The sequence below is a fragment of the Porticoccus litoralis genome (genome assembly GCF_030676955.1).
In the GTDB taxonomy this organism is placed as follows: Bacteria; Pseudomonadota; Gammaproteobacteria; order Pseudomonadales; family Porticoccaceae; genus Porticoccus; species Porticoccus litoralis.
In genome coordinates, this window is sequence record NZ_JAUUUU010000003.1 from 258,171 (window position 1) to 275,335 (window position 17,165).

General features: G+C 54.7%; 13 protein-coding genes. 7 read left to right on the forward strand and 6 right to left on the reverse strand.

The genetic code is table 11. The features are described from left to right. Nucleotides 1-2: 2 nt before the first annotated feature. Both proC and Q8A57_RS07730 read right to left on the reverse strand, forming a co-directional pair. On the reverse strand, nucleotides 3-830 hold the full coding sequence (gene proC, locus Q8A57_RS07725; RefSeq protein WP_305170550.1) for a pyrroline-5-carboxylate reductase: 828 nt from the start codon (nucleotides 828-830) through the stop codon (nucleotides 3-5). Nucleotides 831-862: 32 nt separating this feature from the next. Then, nucleotides 863-1,564, reverse strand: a complete 702-nt coding sequence (locus Q8A57_RS07730) for a YggS family pyridoxal phosphate-dependent enzyme (protein ID WP_305170434.1) — start codon at nucleotides 1,562-1,564, stop codon at nucleotides 863-865. A 70-nt stretch (nucleotides 1,565-1,634) separates the two neighbouring features. Here Q8A57_RS07730 and Q8A57_RS07735 point away from each other — a divergent pair, with 70 nt between their 5' ends. Both Q8A57_RS07735 and Q8A57_RS07740 read left to right on the forward strand, forming a co-directional pair. Next, nucleotides 1,635-2,669, forward strand: a complete 1,035-nt coding sequence (locus tag Q8A57_RS07735) for a type IV pilus twitching motility protein PilT (RefSeq protein WP_305170435.1) — start codon at nucleotides 1,635-1,637, stop codon at nucleotides 2,667-2,669. A gap of 65 nt (nucleotides 2,670-2,734) precedes the next feature. Then, entirely contained in the window at nucleotides 2,735-3,877 is a 1,143-nt protein-coding gene (locus Q8A57_RS07740) for a PilT/PilU family type 4a pilus ATPase (protein WP_305170436.1), read from the forward strand. 21 nt (nucleotides 3,878-3,898) lie between these two features. Here the strand turns inward: Q8A57_RS07740 and ruvX are convergent, their stop codons facing one another. The 4 genes from ruvX to gshB are packed head-to-tail and all read right to left on the reverse strand — an operon-like array spanning nucleotide 3,899 to nucleotide 6,817. After that, on the reverse strand, nucleotides 3,899-4,369 hold the full coding sequence (gene ruvX / locus Q8A57_RS07745; protein ID WP_305170437.1) for a Holliday junction resolvase RuvX: 471 nt from the start codon (nucleotides 4,367-4,369) through the stop codon (nucleotides 3,899-3,901). Next, on the reverse strand, nucleotides 4,353-4,934 hold the full coding sequence (locus Q8A57_RS07750) for a YqgE/AlgH family protein (protein WP_305170438.1): 582 nt from the start codon (nucleotides 4,932-4,934) through the stop codon (nucleotides 4,353-4,355). Before Q8A57_RS07750 ends, ruvX begins: the two co-directional genes overlap by 17 nt. 60 nt (nucleotides 4,935-4,994) lie before the next feature. Next, the gene (locus Q8A57_RS07755) at nucleotides 4,995-5,870 is read right to left on the reverse strand and encodes an energy transducer TonB (protein ID WP_305170439.1); all 876 of its coding nucleotides are present in this window, start codon (nucleotides 5,868-5,870) and stop codon (nucleotides 4,995-4,997) included. Continuing rightward, complete coding sequence (gene gshB / locus Q8A57_RS07760) at nucleotides 5,870-6,817, reverse strand: glutathione synthase (RefSeq protein WP_305170440.1); 948 nt, start codon at nucleotides 6,815-6,817, stop codon at nucleotides 5,870-5,872. Before gshB ends, Q8A57_RS07755 begins: the two co-directional genes overlap by 1 nt. A 238-nt stretch (nucleotides 6,818-7,055) precedes the next feature. On the opposite strand from gshB, the gene Q8A57_RS07765 reads away from it, so the two are divergent. From Q8A57_RS07765 to Q8A57_RS07785, 5 genes are all read left to right on the forward strand, one after another. Beyond that, nucleotides 7,056-7,511, forward strand: a complete 456-nt coding sequence (locus Q8A57_RS07765) for a response regulator (protein ID WP_305170551.1) — start codon at nucleotides 7,056-7,058, stop codon at nucleotides 7,509-7,511. Further along, nucleotides 7,489-7,851 (forward strand): response regulator transcription factor, encoded by a 363-nt coding sequence (locus tag Q8A57_RS07770; protein ID WP_305170441.1) that lies wholly within the window; start codon nucleotides 7,489-7,491, stop codon nucleotides 7,849-7,851. The genes Q8A57_RS07765 and Q8A57_RS07770 overlap by 23 nt, the downstream gene beginning before the upstream one ends. A 20-nt stretch (nucleotides 7,852-7,871) precedes the next feature. Beyond that, nucleotides 7,872-8,411, forward strand: coding sequence for a chemotaxis protein CheW (locus Q8A57_RS07775; RefSeq protein ID WP_305170442.1), 540 nt, complete (start codon nucleotides 7,872-7,874; stop codon nucleotides 8,409-8,411). Between the two features lie 73 nt (nucleotides 8,412-8,484). After that, nucleotides 8,485-11,025, forward strand: a complete 2,541-nt coding sequence (locus Q8A57_RS07780) for a methyl-accepting chemotaxis protein (protein ID WP_439651651.1) — start codon at nucleotides 8,485-8,487, stop codon at nucleotides 11,023-11,025. Nucleotides 11,026-11,055: 30 nt separating this feature from the next. Then, complete coding sequence (locus Q8A57_RS07785) at nucleotides 11,056-17,145, forward strand: hybrid sensor histidine kinase/response regulator (protein WP_305170443.1); 6,090 nt, start codon at nucleotides 11,056-11,058, stop codon at nucleotides 17,143-17,145. Nucleotides 17,146-17,165: the final 20 nt, after the last annotated feature.

Here is a 17,165-nt window from a genome sequence, read left to right on the forward strand (position 1 = left end):
GTTTAATCTGCCAGTTCGCTGGCCATTTCTCTGGCTCGCTCTGCTGCACCATTCATGGCTTTGCGGAACAGTGCTTCCAGGTCGCCTGACTCAAAGGTTTCAATGGCGCGCTGGGTGGTGCCGCCGGGCGAAGTGACACGGCGTCTCAGTTCGGCACTGTCTACATCGCTTTCAAGGGCCATTCTTGCTGCACCCAGTGCGGTTTGCAAGGTGAGCTGTCTGGCAACTTCCTCAGGCAAACCCAATTCCTCCCCAATGCGCTGCATAATCTCCATGACCAGAAAATAATAGGCGGGCCCACTGCCGGAGACGGCGGTGACCACATCGATATCCGCTTCATTTTCCAGCCAGCAGACAATACCGACAGCCTGGAGAATCTGCTCGGCCAGGGCTTTTTGCTCTGCGCTTACCTGGCTATTGGCATAGAGTCCGCTGGCACCGGTTTGCACTAGGGCGGGGGTGTTGGGCATACAGCGAACAATGGGTAGCTCACCGCCAAGCCAGCCTGCAAGGGAATCCATGGATATGCCCGCAGCAATGGAAATGATCAGAGGGCGATGGTTGAGTGCACCGGCCAGTCCCTGCAGTACGCTCTTCATCACCTGTGGCTTAACCGCCAGTAAAATCACATCTGCATCGGCGCAGGCCTGCGGGTTGTTGTCGCTGGTGTTGATGCCAAAGCTCTGGGCCAGTTTCAGGCGGCTCGCCTCGAGAGGGTCGGTCGCAGTGATGGCATTGGCCGGGTAGCCTTTGTCCACCAGTCCACCGATCAGGCTGGTGGCCATATTGCCGCCACCGATGAAAGTCAGTTTGGGTTTGCTCACTATGATTCCTTGGTCGATTGCTGTCACAAATTCTCTTGTTAGGTTTGGGGTTGCCGGGGGCCAAATATGCCAGTTCCAACCCTGACAATGGTTGCGCCTGCTGCGATGGCCGCCTGCAGATCATTGCTCATCCCCATGGAAAGTGTATCCAATGTTGCAAGCTGGGTGGAGCTTTGCAGCTCGCGCATCAGTTTGGCGACTTGGGTAAAGGAGCCCAGTTGAACGGCATAGTCATCACTTTTAACAGGGATCGCCATCAGGCCTCGCAGTTTCAGGTTGGGCAGCGCCATAATGCTTTTCGCCAACGGTGCCACATCCTGTAATGCCACGCCGGATTTGCTGTCCTCATCCTGGAGGTTGACCTGAATGCAAACATTCAGGGGTTCGCAGTTTGCAGGTCGCTGTTCACTCAGTCGCTCTGCGATGCGTTGGCGGTCAATACTGTGAACCCAGTCAAACTGCTCAGCGACTTTTCGTGTTTTATTTGTCTGTAGTGGGCCGATAAAGTGCCAGCACAGGTCCGTGAGGTCTGCCAGAGCCTCCTGCTTCAAGAGGGCTTCCTGCAGGTAGTTTTCACCAAAGTGACGTTGGCCTGCTTTGTAGCATTCGCGGATGGCACTGGCGGGGTGAGCCTTACTAACAGCCAGCAAATGAATCCCCTCAGGATTCCTGCAGGCCAGCTTGGCTGCTGCGTGAATCTGTTGGTAAACATGTTGAAGATTGTCGGCTATAGTAGGCATATGCTTGCTCAAGGCCGTCCTGCGGCTCCCGGAAGAGCGGTAGGTTAACCCAGAATTACAGGAATAACTCATGGATATTACGGAATTGCTGGCGTTCAGCGTTAAACAGGGTTCATCGGATTTGCATATCTCTGCCGGGTTGCCCCCGATGATCAGGATTGACGGTGATATGCGAAGAGTGAACTTGCCTCCCATGGAGCACAAGGAAGTTCACCAGTTAATCTACGACATTATGAACGACAAGCAGCGTCGCGATTATGAAGAGTTTCTGGAAACAGACTTTTCATTTGAAGTGCCCGGCGTTGCGCGTTTCCGGGTTAACGCATTCAACCAGAACCGCGGTGCGGCGGGGGTATTCCGTACCATTCCCTCCCGGGTGCTTACCCTGGAGGACCTGGGTTTTGGCCAGGTTTTCAGAAGCCTGTCCATGTTGCCACGTGGTCTGGTGCTGGTCACCGGCCCTACCGGTTCCGGTAAATCAACCTCCTTGGCGGCCATGGTGGATTACGTCAACGAGAACCGCTACCAGCATATCTTGACCATTGAAGACCCCATCGAATTCGTACACGAGAGTAAAAAATGCCTCGTTAACCAGCGAGAAGTACACCGTGATACCCACGGTTTTAGTGAGGCGTTGCGTTCAGCCCTGCGGGAAGACCCGGATATTATCCTGGTGGGTGAGATGCGTGACCTGGAAACCATTCGCTTGGCACTGACGGCCGCGGAAACCGGTCACCTGGTATTTGGCACCCTGCATACCACGTCGGCGGCAAAAACCATCGACCGGATTGTCGACGTATTTCCCGCTGCGGAAAAACCCATGGTTCGTTCCATGTTGTCGGAGTCGCTGCAGGCAGTGATCTCCCAGACGCTGATGAAAAAAATTGGTGGCGGCAGGATTGCCGCCCACGAAATCATGATCGGTACACCGGCCATTCGTAACCTGATTCGTGAGGACAAGGTGGCGCAGATGTACTCAGCCATTCAGACGGGGGCATCACACGGTATGCAGACCATGGACCAGAATCTGCACCGCTTGGTTAGCCAGAAAGTGATCACCACTGAAGTGGCTAAAGAAAAAGCGAAGATGCCGGATGAGTTCTGATCGGCAGATAGCTTGTCGCTAATCAGTAGGCCGGGGCCTGAAAAATAGCAGTTTGGGAGAAAATAATGGATTTTGATGTACTGTTGAAATTAATGGTCGAGAAAGAGGCATCCGACTTGTTTATCACCACTGGCGTTGCGCCCAGTATCAAGGTCAACGGTGTTATCGTCCCAGTGGGTAAAACACCGCTGACGCCTGAAAAGGCGCATCAGGTGGTCGAAAGCATCATGGATGAGAAGCAGCGCAAAGAGTACCGCGAAAAGAAAGAGCTGAACTTTGCGATCGGTCGTCCCGGCGTTGGGCGGTTCCGTGTAAGTGCCTTTGTGCAGCGCAATGAATGCGGCATGGTCTTGCGCCGCATTGAAACTATCATTCCGACCGTAGAACAGTTACAGCTGCCTCCCATTCTCAATGAGCTGGTGATGACCAAGCGCGGCATCATTATTTTCGTGGGTGCCACCGGTACGGGTAAGTCCACCTCACTGGCAGCGATGATCGGTCACCGCAATCGCACCAGTCGCGGCCACATTATCTCTGTTGAGGATCCGATCGAATTTGTGCACCAGCACGAAGGCTGTATCGTGACCCAGCGCGAGGTGGGTGTGGATACGGAATCCTTTGAAGTGGCTCTGCGCAACACCTTGCGTCAGGCCCCGGATGTGATTCTGATTGGTGAGATCCGGACACCGGAAACCATGGAGCACGCTATTACGTTTGCGGAAACCGGTCACCTGGTGCTGGCGACACTGCACGCTAACAACGCTAACCAGGCGCTGGATCGCATCCAGCACTTCTTCCCGCCCGAGCGCCATGGGCAGTTGTGGATGGATCTGTCACTCAACCTGAAAGCGATGGTTGCGCAGCAATTGATTCCCCTGGCTGATGGCAGCGGCCGTCGGGCAGCCATTGAAATCCTGATCAACACCCCGCTGGCGGGGGATATGATCCGCAAAGGTGAAGTCCACAAACTCAAGGAGTTGATGACGCGCTCCACAGAACACGGTATGCAGACTTTCGACCAGGCCCTGTACAAGCTCTATGAAGAAGGGTTGATTACCTACGAAGATGCCATGCTGCACGCAGATTCGAAAAACGACCTGAGGCTGCTTATCAAGCTACAGTCGGATAGTGATGCGGGTTATTTGTCTAATGCAGCGGATGAGCTCCAGGTGGAGGAAGATCAGGAAGACCGTATCAACCGTTTCTGATCCCTGGCTACACGGCTGTTGTCAGGGTGCTGTGGCGATAGCGGGGTCCGAAAGCCAGTCTTGCAGGATGATGACTGCCGCCAGGTCGTCCACCGGGTTCTGTTTGTAGCTGCTTGAACGTTTCCCTTGGGACTGCAGCTGGCCTTTCGCGGCGAAGGTGGACAGGCGTTCATCAACCATGCTGACGGGCAGGCCAAAGCGACCATGCAGTCGGCGTGCAAACTTGCGTGCGCGCTGGCAGAAGTCGCTTTCTGTGCCGTCCATATTCAGGGGTAGGCCCACCAGTAATTGGTCGGGCCGCCATTCCGATAGTAACTGTTCAATGTGTTCCCAGTTGGGTATGCCATCCCGGGCCTTTAATACGGCGAGGGGGTTAGCGCTGTTGGTCAGGGTCTGGCCCACGGCCACGCCAATCTGGCCAGTACCAAAATCAAAGGCCAGCAGGCAGCGGGGACGAGTAGGGTTGTCAGTGGTATCAGGCGTGCCCGGCATTGGAGCTCAACAGGTTGAGGTCGATGCCGATTTTGGCGGCAGCGGCGTTGGCGCGTTGCTCGCAGGGCACGTTGAAAATGATGTCGGCATCACCGGGTACGGTTAACCAGGCATTATTGGCCAGCTCTTCTTCAAGCTGACCGGGACCCCATCCGGCATAACCCAGGGTCACAAGCATGTCGTCGGGCCCCTGCTCTTCAGCAATATCAGTGATGATATCCCGTGATGAGGTGAGGCAGATCTCATTGGAAATTGGCAAAGTAGCTTCCCACTCCCGTAAGACTTTCCGGTGCAGGACAAAACCGCGGTCGATCTGTACCGGGCCGCCTGACATCAGGGGCGCCTCTCCGACTCTGGGGGAATAGGTGAGTTCAAATTGCTCAAATATCTGACTCAGGGGAATTTCCAGGGGGTTGTTGATCACCAGCCCCATGGCGCCATCTTCCGAGTGATCGCAGATGTAGATAATAGAGTGGGAGAAATTGGGATCATGCAAACCCGGCATGGCTACCAGAAAGTGATTGGCCAAGCTTTGGTAATCTTTCTCACTAACACTGTTTTCCATAGGGTTAGTATGGGCCTGATAGTTGGGATTACAAGTCTCTTCAGCGCAAATTCAAGCCGTTTAATTCTCGGTATTCAGGCGATGACCCGGCTCAAAGCGCCAGGTACGGATAATCTCCAGTTTGTCCCATTGCGCCATTTCCGGAGGAAAGGGTGCAAAGGGTGAGGCGAGCCTTACCGTGCGAACGGCTGCCAGATCCAGCACTCTCTGGCCTGAGCTGAGCAGAATCTCAATGCTGTCTACCGAGCCGTCGGGCAACAATGTCACTGCCAGCCTGAGGTCACCGTAAATGGCATTGCGACGGGCTTCTTCCGGGTAATTTTTGTTTCCAACCACTTCGATGCGGTCAATCCAGTATTGCAGGTAGCCCGCATGTTCTGCCGCCATGGTGCTGGCGGAGGTGACGCGCAGTACCCGGGGGAGTTTGCTGTACTGTCGCTGCTGCTGGTCAAGTTTTGCCTTGAGACTGGCAAATTCCATCTGTGCTGCCGGGGGAAGAGAGGGGGTCGCCGGCGTTTCTCTGGTTTCCTTTACTTCCTGCTCGCTGGATGAAGCGCTGCTGCTTGCCGTGGTACTGATGACAGGGTTTGCCCCTGTTTTCGCTTGCTGCTGGTGCTGCTGAGGTTGTGCCCCTGTCTTTTTAAGTTGGGAGTCCACGAGTTCCGGAATGCGATCGGTGGTCAGTTCCTGTGCTTCCTGCTGGTCTCCACTGCCCTGTTGATTGTGTTGTGCCAGAAAGTCCGCTTTTTCGGGTTTTTCTTCAACCCGGTGCTGGGCAAGAGTGACTTCCAGTGTCGGCGCCTGGGCATTGTGCTGGTAGAGCTTGAAGCCGATACCAAAGATCAACAGTGCATGAATGGCAATGGCGAGAAACAGTGAAAACCCCATGCGATCTGGCTGGTCTTCATTGCGTGTGTGTTCAAAGCTGATTGCCATCAGGAAAGTCTCTTGGCGATGGCGTCCATCAGCTTGCCGCCAATATCGGTATCCTGCTCACGGTTGATCTCCCGGGCACAGGTGGGGCTGGTGATATTGATTTCTGTCAGGTAGTCACCAATCACGTCGAGTCCGGCAAACAGGATGCCCTTGTCTTTCAGGACAGGACCGATCTGAGCGGCAATCCAGCGGTCGCGATCGCTGAGGGGGCGAACCACACCGGAGCCCCCGGCCGCCAGGTTGCCGCGCAGTTCGCCTTTTGCTGGGATGCGGGCCAGGCAGTAGGGGATGGGTTCGCCGTCCACCATCAGGATACGTTTATCGCCGTTGCTGATATCGGGAATAAACTTTTGCGCCATGATGGTTTGCTGACCGTGTTGCGTGAGCATCTCGATAATCACACTGAGATTGGGGTCGTCGGGGCGCACTCGAAAAACGGCCGTACCGCCCATGCCGTCGAGGGGCTTGTAGACCACATCGTCATGCAGTTGGCGAAATGCCTTTAGTTGTTTTGGGTCACGGCTTACCAGCAGCGGGGGAGAACACTCCGGAAACAGGGTGGCAAATACTTTCTCGTTGCAGTCCCTGAGACTCTGGGGTTTGTTGACCACCAGTGTGCCGAGCCTTTCAGCCGCCTCAAGAATGTAAGTGGTGTAGATATACTCGCTGTCAAACGGCGGGTCTTTGCGCATGATGATGGCGTCGAGAGAAGCCAGTGGCTCCTGGCGGCGCTCATCGAGCTTGAACCAGCTTTCAGGGTCGTCATACACCTCCAGAGGTGCCATGCTGGCAGTGGCTTCGCCATTCTCGATGGCCAGCCAGGACTGTTCCATGTACATCAACTGCCAGCCCTGTTGTTGGGCAGCCAGCAGCAGCACCAGTGTGGTGTCCTTCTTCGGGTTGATTTTTTCGATGGGGTCCATCACAACCCCAAGAGTTCTCGTCATAACTGTTACCTTTGTCACGCCACGAAAAAGGACTTGTTCTATAAGATGTCAAAGCAGTGGCGGATTTATCGACTAAAGGTAAGGGCACCGGTGTGCAAGCGCAACTGCCAAACGTAAAAACTGTGTTCAGTGTTTTATGGCGGCGGGCTGTTATAGATAAAACCAAGTGATTGTGTTACATAATCCACTGCCTTTTTTGAAAGGCTGGCGTATTCACAACATAACGGGGCAAGCAGCAATGGAAGAACAATACAGTGGTTTGAAAGTCATGGTCATTGATGACAGTAATACCATACGTCGGACTGCGGAAACCCTCCTCAGTAAGGCCGGGTGTGAAGTTATCACCGCCATTGACGGTTTCGATTCACTTTCCAAAATTGCCGACAACATACCCAGCGTTATTTTCGTGGATATCATGATGCCGCGATTGGATGGTTATCAGACCTGCGCCCTGATCAAGAACAACAGCCAGTTTAAACATATTCCGGTAATCATGCTTTCAAGTAAGGACGGTCTTTTTGATAAAGCCAAAGGCCGTATTGTGGGGGCAGACGATTACCTGACTAAACCTTTTAGTAAAACAGAGTTGTTTGAAGCGTTGGACAGGTTCTCCAATAGCGAGGCAGCTGATGAAGTGCCGGAAAGCATGGATAGTCCAGCCGGGGGGACAGATGGCGAGAATATTGATCGTTGATGATTCACCAACAGAAACCCATCAACTTGCGGGTCTGTTGCAAAAAAATGGCTACGAGGTACTGGCGGCCATAAGCGGAGAGGATGGCCTGGTGCTGGCAGCAAAAGAACAGCCGGATGCCATTCTCATGGATATTGTCTTGCCGGGAGTGAACGGTTTTCAAACCACGCGGCAATTAAGCAAGGCGAGTGAAACCGAGCATATTCCCGTGATTATTGTTACCACCAAAGATCAGGATACCGATAAGGTATGGGGTATGCGTCAGGGGGCCAAAGCCTACCTGACCAAACCTGTCAGTGAAAAAAGCCTGATCAGTGTTCTCAAGGAAGTGATCAGCTAAATGTTAGTCACTGTCTGGCCATGACAAATCAGCGCACGCCGTTCAAGGTGTTGGTTTCACTTGCCCAGCGTTATGCTGAAAATGCTAGAAGCCTTCCCGCCCAACAGGATATTGTCGCAACGCGCAAGGTGGTGTGTTTTTCACTGCTCGGTCACAACTTGGCCATGCCTCTGGAAGAACTGGTCGAAATTATCGAAATGCCACAGTACACCTCGCTGCCAAGGGTGAAGCCCTGGGTGATGGGTATGGCAAACCTGCGGGGCCGGTTGTTGCCGATTATCAACCTGGCGGCATTTCTTGGCAGTCAATTATCCGGAACAACGAAAACCCAGCGCGTCATTGTGATCGAGATGTTCGGTGTTTTTCTGGGGCTGGCGGTAGATCAGGTGCATGGAATGCGGCACTTCAAGGTGGACACCTTTACCCGTCGGGCAGCATTGGTTCCCGAGCCAGTGGTGCTTTATGCAGAGGGCAGTTTTGTGCAGCCGGACAGTACCTGGGTATTGCTGCGGCTGGGACCGCTTCTGAGTGACCCTCGTTTTATGGCGGTGGCAGCTTAGACTGCAATCGAATTGTAATCGGCATGTACACCACCAAGCGGCGTGGTGATGAATTGCCCGGAGTGATATAGACATGACCTCTAACAAGAAATCAAAGACCAGTTCATCGATCACGCTGTTGACAGTGGCGTTGATCGCCGTCGTGGCCTTTCTCGGGTTTAACCTATTGCTGGTTTTCAAACAGACGTCGAAAGATCAGGAGAGTCTGCAACTGATGTCCGAGTTGCGCGCCCAGTCCTATCGGTTGGTGACCCTGTCCAAGGCATCCGCTTCAGGTGATGAGGCCGCATTTGGCGAGCTGCAGAACCTGGTGGATCAGATGAAAGGCAGCTGGAATCAGTTGAACCACAACCTCGAGGGTGAGGTAGAGGGTGCCCAGTTGAGCCATTTGCAGGACGCCTGGTTCCAGGCTCATAGCAATGCCCAGATCATTATTGATAATAAACAGCCGGTTATCTTCCTCAACCAGGTTGCCAAAACCCTGAACCGCACCTTGCCGGACCTGCAGCAGGAACATACCAAGGTTGTCGAATTGCTCTTGGCCAATGCTGCCCCTGCCTCTCAGTCAGCTTTTGCCCAAGCCCAGTCCTGGAGGGCCGAGCGCATTGGTCGCAACGTCGATCGTATGCTGGCGGGTGGTGCGGATGCGGAGAGAGCGGCTGAACAGTTCTCCCGGGATATCAAGCTGTTCGGCCAGGTGCTGGATGCGATGAAAAACGGCGATGCCACCATGGGACTTAGCCGTGTCACGGTCCCTGCAGTCAGGACCAGCCTTGAACAGATTACCGAACAGTTCGGTTTTGTCAGCACCTCGATGCAGGAGATTTTTGATGCCACCCCGGCACTGTTTAATACCATCAAGGCCACCAATACCATCCTGGACAAGTCACCACAGCTGCAGGAGCAACTCAGTGAGATGTCCGACACCATTGCTAAACTGCCGGAAACCCGTGACCTGAGCTACACCACAGCCCTGTATGCGGGTGTGTTCGGTATTCTGCTGTTGACCCTGATGGCCTTTAAAAATTCTGCTGAGACCCGTCGTCGTCTGCGGGATTCGGCCACGGACAACGAGCAAAACCAGCAGGCCATTCTTCGCTTGCTGGATGAAATCGCCGGTCTCGGTGAAGGTGACCTGACCAGTCATGCCACGGTGACCGAAGACTTTACCGGTGCCATCGCGGACTCTATCAACTACGCCATCGACCAGCTGCGGATTCTTGTGGCGCAGATCCAGGACACGTCCGAAAACGTGTCTGCTGCTGCCAACGAAACACGTGCCACAGCGTTGCAACTGGCCGAAGCATCCGAGCATCAGGCGCAGGAAATAGCCGGTGCTTCAGCGGCCATTAATGAAATGGCCGTCACCATCGACCAGGTGTCATCCAACTCCGCAGAGTCTGCCAACGTGGCGGAAAAATCGGTGTCCATCGCCAAGAAAGGCGCCGGCGTGGTGCAAAACACCATTGGCGGTATGGATACTATTCGCGAGCAGATTCAGGATACCTCCAAACGCATCAAGCGCCTGGGTGAAAGCTCCCAGGAAATTGGCGACATCGTATCGTTGATCAATGACATTGCCGATCAGACCAACATCCTCGCATTGAATGCCGCGATCCAGGCCTCCATGGCGGGTGATGCCGGCCGGGGTTTTGCGGTAGTTGCGGATGAAGTGCAACGACTGGCGGAACGCTCCGCAGGAGCAACCAAGCAGATTGCCTCGCTGGTGAAGACCATTCAGACGGATACCAACGAAGCTGTGAGCTCGATGGAGCAGACCACCGCTGAAGTGGTGAAAGGTGCTGAACGTGCCCATGCGGCGGGTGTGGCATTGGAAGAGATTGAAGCCGTATCTGCTGATCTGGCTGAATTGATTCAGGATATTTCCACTGCGGCCAAACACCAGGCGACTACCGCGGGCCATGTGTCACGAACCATGAACGTGATTCAGGATATTACGTCCCAGACCTTGTCCGGCACCAACAATACCGCCCAATCCATTGGCGAGCTGGCGGAGCTGGCCGTAGAGCTGCGCAACTCGGTTTCCGGCTTCAAGTTGCCGGCATCTATGGAGCGCGAATTGCCTGAATACTCCCTGCCGGTGGATGATGAGAGCAGCATCGATGAGGCCGGAGTTGAGGAAGAGGAGTGGTCTGAGCCCACCGATTATGTCGAAGCCGAGAGCCTCCGCGGGCTGAGCCTCCAAGATCCTGAGGGGGATCACAGTGCTTCGCCGTTGGCACCAATGGAGAGCTCTGTGGCACCGAAGCCCAAGCCGCAAGCGGAGCGTCAGCCGATGCGCGGCACAATGCTTTCAGACGACGAGTTTGACCTGATTGACCAAGCTCTGCACAAAGGGGGTGATCAGGCGGCAGCGGATACCGTTGAAAGTGTGTTGCAGGATGCAGAAGCTACCCGTGATGAGCTGACCGAAGATACTCCTGTGGAACAGAAGCAGAGCTACAGTGATGATTACGACGAGGAGGCACTGCTCAAATCGCTCCAGGAAACGGATCCCGATGATGAGTTGGACTTTGATGCACTGACAGAAGATTTCTACAGTGAGGATGAGGCCGAAGAGGAAAAATCGAAACAGACGACTTCAACCCTGTAATACACCTGAGTACCTGACGGGGAGTGCTAGATGGAACAACAGGGAAAATTACAGGGATTGTCCTGGTTGACGGATGAAGTCGAGACCAGCCTGAATAATGCGGCTGAGGCGCTGGAAATTTATCTCGACCATCCAGACAACGACGAACCTATGCGCCGTTGTCTATCTCTGATACATGAAGTTCACGGTTCCCTGAAAATGGCGGAGTGCCATGGCCCGCTGCTGCTGGCTGATGAGATGGAACAGGTGGCCCAGCGCATTATCAACCGGCGCGTCATGAATGTCGCCGAGGCAGGTGCAGTGCTGGTGCAGGCTATTCTAACCCTGCCCGGCTACCTGCGGCAGCTGCTTAACACGCGTCAGGATCAGCCGGAAACGCTGCTGCTGTTACTTAACGAACTGCGAGCCATAAAATCAGAGCCGCTGGTATCGGAAACCGCTTACTTCACGCCCCAGATGCTCGCTTCAGAGCAGCTCAGCAAATCCTACAATCGGCAACCTGATCCGGTGGCCATGACGAATTTGTTACGCAAGCTGCGGCAAATGTATCAGTACGCCCTGCTGGGGGTGGTCAAGGGCGAGAAGGTTGAAGAAAACTTCGGTTACCTCGATAAAGTATTTTCGCGGCTTCGCGAGCTGAGCAAAGGTATGCCACGGGAGCCACTCTGGAATGTGGTGCTGGCTCTTCTGGAGGGTATCGCCGGTAAAGAAATCAAATTGGGTCAGGCAGTGCAGATGCTGCTGCGACAGCTGGAGGTGGAAATTCGCCGCCTCTCCCAGGCAGGCTATGACGGCCTCATGCAGCCCATGCCGAAAACCCTGCTAAAAAACCTTCTGTTTTATATTGCCCACGGTAAAAGCCAGGGCCCACGTTCTACCCTGGTCAGGGAGTTGTATCATCTGGACCAAGCGCTCCCCGATGTGCTGGTTGAAGAGGCGGACAACAACTTTTCAGCGCTGTATCAGAACGATACTGCCAAAGCCATGGTGGCCGTGCTTGAGGAAGAGTTCAGTCGGCTCAAGGAAGCATTGGCACAACTGGTGGAAGTTCCCGGTGACCATAAGGGGTTGAGGACAGAAACCGATGAGCGCCTGAAACGCATTTCCGATTCCATGCTGATGTTGGGCAGGCAGGAGCTATATCAGCAGATTGAGGAGGCCCGATCGCTCTGGTCTTCATTTCAGCAGCATCCCGAGGACCGTAGTGGATTGCTGGCAATGGCAGACAAACTGGTATTGGCCGAAAACGGCCTGCAGGGATGGCTGGAACAGAACAGACAGCTGATTGAAGGAATTACCACCAACAATGCCATGCAGGTGGAGCTGAACCGCGCACAATTGGCACTGCTGACTGAAGCCAAAAGCGGGCTTGAGAAAATCAAGGATGTCATTGTCGATTTCATTGCCTCGCAATGGCAGCGTGACAAGCTGGCCGATGTGTCTCAGTTGCTGATGGATGTCAAAGGGGCCCTGGCCGTGCTTGAGCAGGATAGGGCTGCCCGTGTGATGACAGCCTGCCAACGCTTCCTTTCTGAGGAAGTGCTGGCCGAACAAAGCGTGCCCAACTGGAATATGTTGGATTCACTCGCTGAAGCCTTGACCAGTATTGAATACTTTCTGGACGTTCTCGATCAGCGGGATGCCGATTCCGAGGACATGATCCTGTCCCTGGCAGAAAAAAGTGTCGCAAAACTGGGGTACCCGGTTACAGCGCTCAACCAGCCTGACTCCCCCACGGTTATCCCGATCTTGAAACCTGATACAGGCGGTTCGGTTGACCCAGTTGAAGAGATAACACAGAGCGAACAGGCATACGAAGAAGCCATTGCACCTGCCGAATCCGTGGATGAGATATCGGCCGAGCCGACATCAGAAAAGCATGACGAGTCGCAGGTCGATGACGAGATCGTTGAGGTATTCCTGGAGGAAGTCGATGAAGTCATGGCGACCCTCAGGGAACAGTACCAGTTGTGGGTTGAACAGCCTGACAGTGAAAAGCCGCTTACAGAGGTTCGCCGGGCCTTCCACACCCTCAAGGGTGGCGGTCGCATGGTGGGAGCAGAGACTCTGGGCGAGCTTGCCTGGCAACTGGAAAACCTGCTCAACAAGGTACTTGAAAAGCGCGTGATGGTTACTCCCACCCTGATGGCCGTGGTGGAACTGTCTCTGGAGGTCATGCCCGAGGTCAGCGAAGCATTTCGTCTGCGCCGCAAACCGAAAAGAGCGGGATTTGTCGGTCAGCTGATGATTGCAGCAGAGGCGCTTGCCAAAGGTGAAGAGGTTGCCCTGCCACAGTTTGAAACCCATGACGCCGATACAGAGCAGGGCCGTGAAACACAGCCCGCTGTTGAGAGCAGTGATGCCGTGGAAAGCGACATAGCGGAAGCATCGCTCGAATCACCAGCAGAATTGGCCATTGATCCGGAAGAAATGGAACTGTTGTCCATCTTTTCTGAAGAGGCCACGCAGCACCTGTCGACAATAGCCCGGTTTGTAGAAGATCAGCGTCAGGCGGCACCGGTTTATTCGCCGCCAAGCAGTGATCTTCAGGCCGCCCTGCATACTCTGAAGGGCAGTGCACGTATGGCTGGTGTGGAGTCCATTGGTGATCTCGCCACGCCTCTAGAGAACTTTATTAAAGAGCTGTACACCTACCAGCTCAACGTCGATAGCGACATTATCGACTTGCTCAGCGATGCCGATACCTATTGCCGTTTGTCCCTGTCGACAATCCCAAGCCTTGGCCGTGTCGAGGAAATACCAGAACTGCCGGGATTCCTGGAACGTCTGTCCGAGCTCCGTGATCGGGCCATGGCCGTGGTACTGCACAGTGAAGAAAAAGCGTCGTCACATCAGGTCAGTCCAGATCTGCTAAACCTGCTGATGACAGAAGGCATGCAGGCATTGCTGGATGCTGAAGATATGCTGCGTCACTGGCAGCAAGCCCCAGAAGATCAAACCATCGTCGGGCAGTTTGGTGATGAATTGTCCAAAGTGGCTGAGGCGGCCGAGCGAGCGGGTGTGCAACCCATGCAGCAACTGGCCCAATTACTGGGTGCCGCTTATGAGCAGATATTATCAACCAGCCGACCGGCTGACGAAGTATTGGTAGCTACCCTAGTTCAAGCGCACCACGAGTTGCTGGGCATGGTGGATGCGGTTGCTGCAAACCAGGATCTGACACCCTGCTCCGATTCACTGCAGCAGGCTTTATCTGATATTGCTACTCAGCCACCGACACCGGCTATCAGTGAAGCGGGTGAGGCACCTCTGGATATCTCCGAGATGTTCCAAGAGAAGGTTGTTACTTTGACCGAGGTCGAGCCGCAAATTGAGGCCGGCATGACACCGGAGCCGGTTGCCTACTCCCCTGTTGAAGAAAACGACGAAGTGTTGGAAGAGCCACAGGAATTCGCACCAGAGTCCGCGGAGGTTTCTCCACCTGTCTCCGAGGCTGAACTTGAGCAGGCTGCGGATAGTGTTCATGAAGATATCAACGAAACCATAGAGGAGCCTCAAACTTCTCCTCAGTGGTTTGAAGCATCACAGCCAGTTTCCGATGCCGAGTCAGAGCAAGTTGCCGAGACCCCTGTTGAAGAGGCCAATCTATCTGAGGAATTGCCCGCTGAAACCCAGGATCTGTCTGAGAGCAGTGAACTACCTGCGGGCGAAGCCGATCAGGAGGCTGCGGCTACCGATGAATTCCAGGTGGTTGCAATCAACCGGCAAGATATTGACCTGGAAATCCTGGAAATTTTCATCAGTGAAGCAGATGAATTACTGGAAGATATTGACCGGGGCCTGCAACAGTGGGCTCAGGATTGGCAGGATCAAGACAGCATCGAGTCCCTGAAAAGGGCGCTACACACCTTCAAGGGCGGGGCGCGAATGGCGAGCCTGCAGCAGCTTGGTGAGCTCAGCCACGATTTTGAAACCGAAATTCTCACCCTGGAAAGTCATCGAGACCAACTCAACGAGGATGTTTTCCGAGGACTGATGCGTCGTCAGGATCACCTGTTGGCAGCACTGACGGCTGCCCGGCAGTTGTTTGCCGAAGCAGGGTCGGCAGCGCCGCAGCCGGAGTCCGTCACCGAATCCCCAGTTCCGCTGGTAACAGAAGTTCAGGAAACATTGCCAGAGTCGGATCAATCCTCGGCAGAGGACAGCTTTGCCGAAATACACCCTGAGGTATTTGCCGAGCCAGCGCCTGAGAGTTCGATTTCCGATGCGCTGTTGCCGGAAATTATCGAACCTGTCGCGCCTCAGCAACAGCGGCAGCTAACGGGTCAGCAGGATACGATCAAGGTCTCGGCGCCACTGTTGGAAAGCCTGGTAAACCTCACTGGAGAAACCAGTATTTCCCGTGGTCGAGCGGAGCAACAGGTTAACGATTTTGCCTATACGCTGGATGAAATGCAGTCCACCATCGCTCGTCTCAAGGACCAGGTGCGCCGTATTGGCATGGAAACGGAAGCCCACATGATGTTCCGCCAGGAACAGCTGGAAGCGCTGAATACCCCCGAGGGTTTTGACCCTCTGGAAATGGACCGCTATTCCCACTTACAGCAATTGTCTCAGTCACTGCTTGAGTCTACTTACGACCTGCAGGACCTCAAGGAAACCCTCGCAGAAAAAGCCCGGGGTGCTGAATCACATCTGATAGGGCAAGCACGCATTGTCACAGACTTGCAGGAGCGGCTGATGCGCATGCGCCTGGTGCCGTTCACTCGGATCGTACCCAGACTGCGCCGCATCGTGCGCCAGGTTAGCGATGAGCTGGGCAAGAAAGTGGACCTGAAGCTGGTCAACATCGACGGGGAAATGGACCGCTCGGTGATGGAACAGATGCTGGCACCACTGGAGCATATGATCCGCAACTCCATCGACCATGGCATGGAGCCCGGAGCAGAGCGCCTGGCTGCGGGTAAGCCGGAAACCGGCACCATCTTCGTGGGGTTGGTGCGTGAGGGCGGTGATATCCTGTTGCAGCTGTCCGACGATGGCCGCGGGTTGAACACCGAGGCCATTCGCCAGCGAGCGATAGAACGTGAGCTGATTGCGGTGGACAACAGTCTCGAAGACCAGGATATCATCCAGTTTATCTTTGAACCGGGGTTCACCACCGCCGAAAAAGTCTCCCAGGTGTCCGGGCGCGGCGTCGGCATGGATGTGGTCAACAGCCAGGTCCGTGAACTGGGCGGCACCATCCAGATTCATTCACACCCGGGTCAGGGCACAGAGTTTATTATCCGGTTGCCGTTCACCGTTTCCGTCAACCGCGCGTTGATGATCGAAATGTACGGGGAGCTTTACGCCCTGCCATTGAGCAGTGTCGATGGTGTGGTTCGTATGAGCCCCAGCGAGCTGGAGCAATACTACCGTCACCCGGACTCACGACTCGAGTATGCCGGTGAGCAGTATGAAGTGCGCTATCTAGGCAGTCTGATCAAGGAGGGTGCGGCTCCCCGCATTGATACCTCGCTACAATCGGTATTTATGGTGCTTGTGCACTCGGAAACCCGCCGCTATGCGGTGCAGGTTGACGGCCTGGCAGGCAGTGCTGAAATTGTGGCGAAAAGTCTCGGGTTGCCCTTCAGTAAGGTGCCGGGACTGTCCGGTGCGACGCTGATGGGCGACGGTCGCGTGGTGATTATTCTCGACATGCTGGGACTGCTACGTGCCGAAGTGGTGGCGAGAGCAGGGGTCGAAGTACACGACTCCAAACAGGAGCGCGATCAGTCCAGCGCCATCTGCGCCATGGTGGTAGATGACTCTGTGACCGTGCGCAAGGTCACCAGCCGGTTCCTGGAACGGGAAGGTTTCGAAGTGCTGACGGCGCGGGACGGGGTCGAGGCCATGAAGTTGTTGGAAGATCGTCACCCCGACGTCATGCTGCTGGATATCGAGATGCCGCGCATGGATGGCTTCGAGGTGGCAAAGCGGGTCAAGGGCAGTAATACGTTGCGCTCTATACCCATCATCATGATCACCTCCCGCACCGGCGACAAACACCGTGACAGAGCCTTTGCCCTGGGCGTTGAACGTTATATGGGCAAACCCTATCAGGAAGATGAGCTGCTCACCGCCATGTCCGAAGTGATACAACTGGCCGAGCAATAAGTGCCTGGATAGAAAGCGGG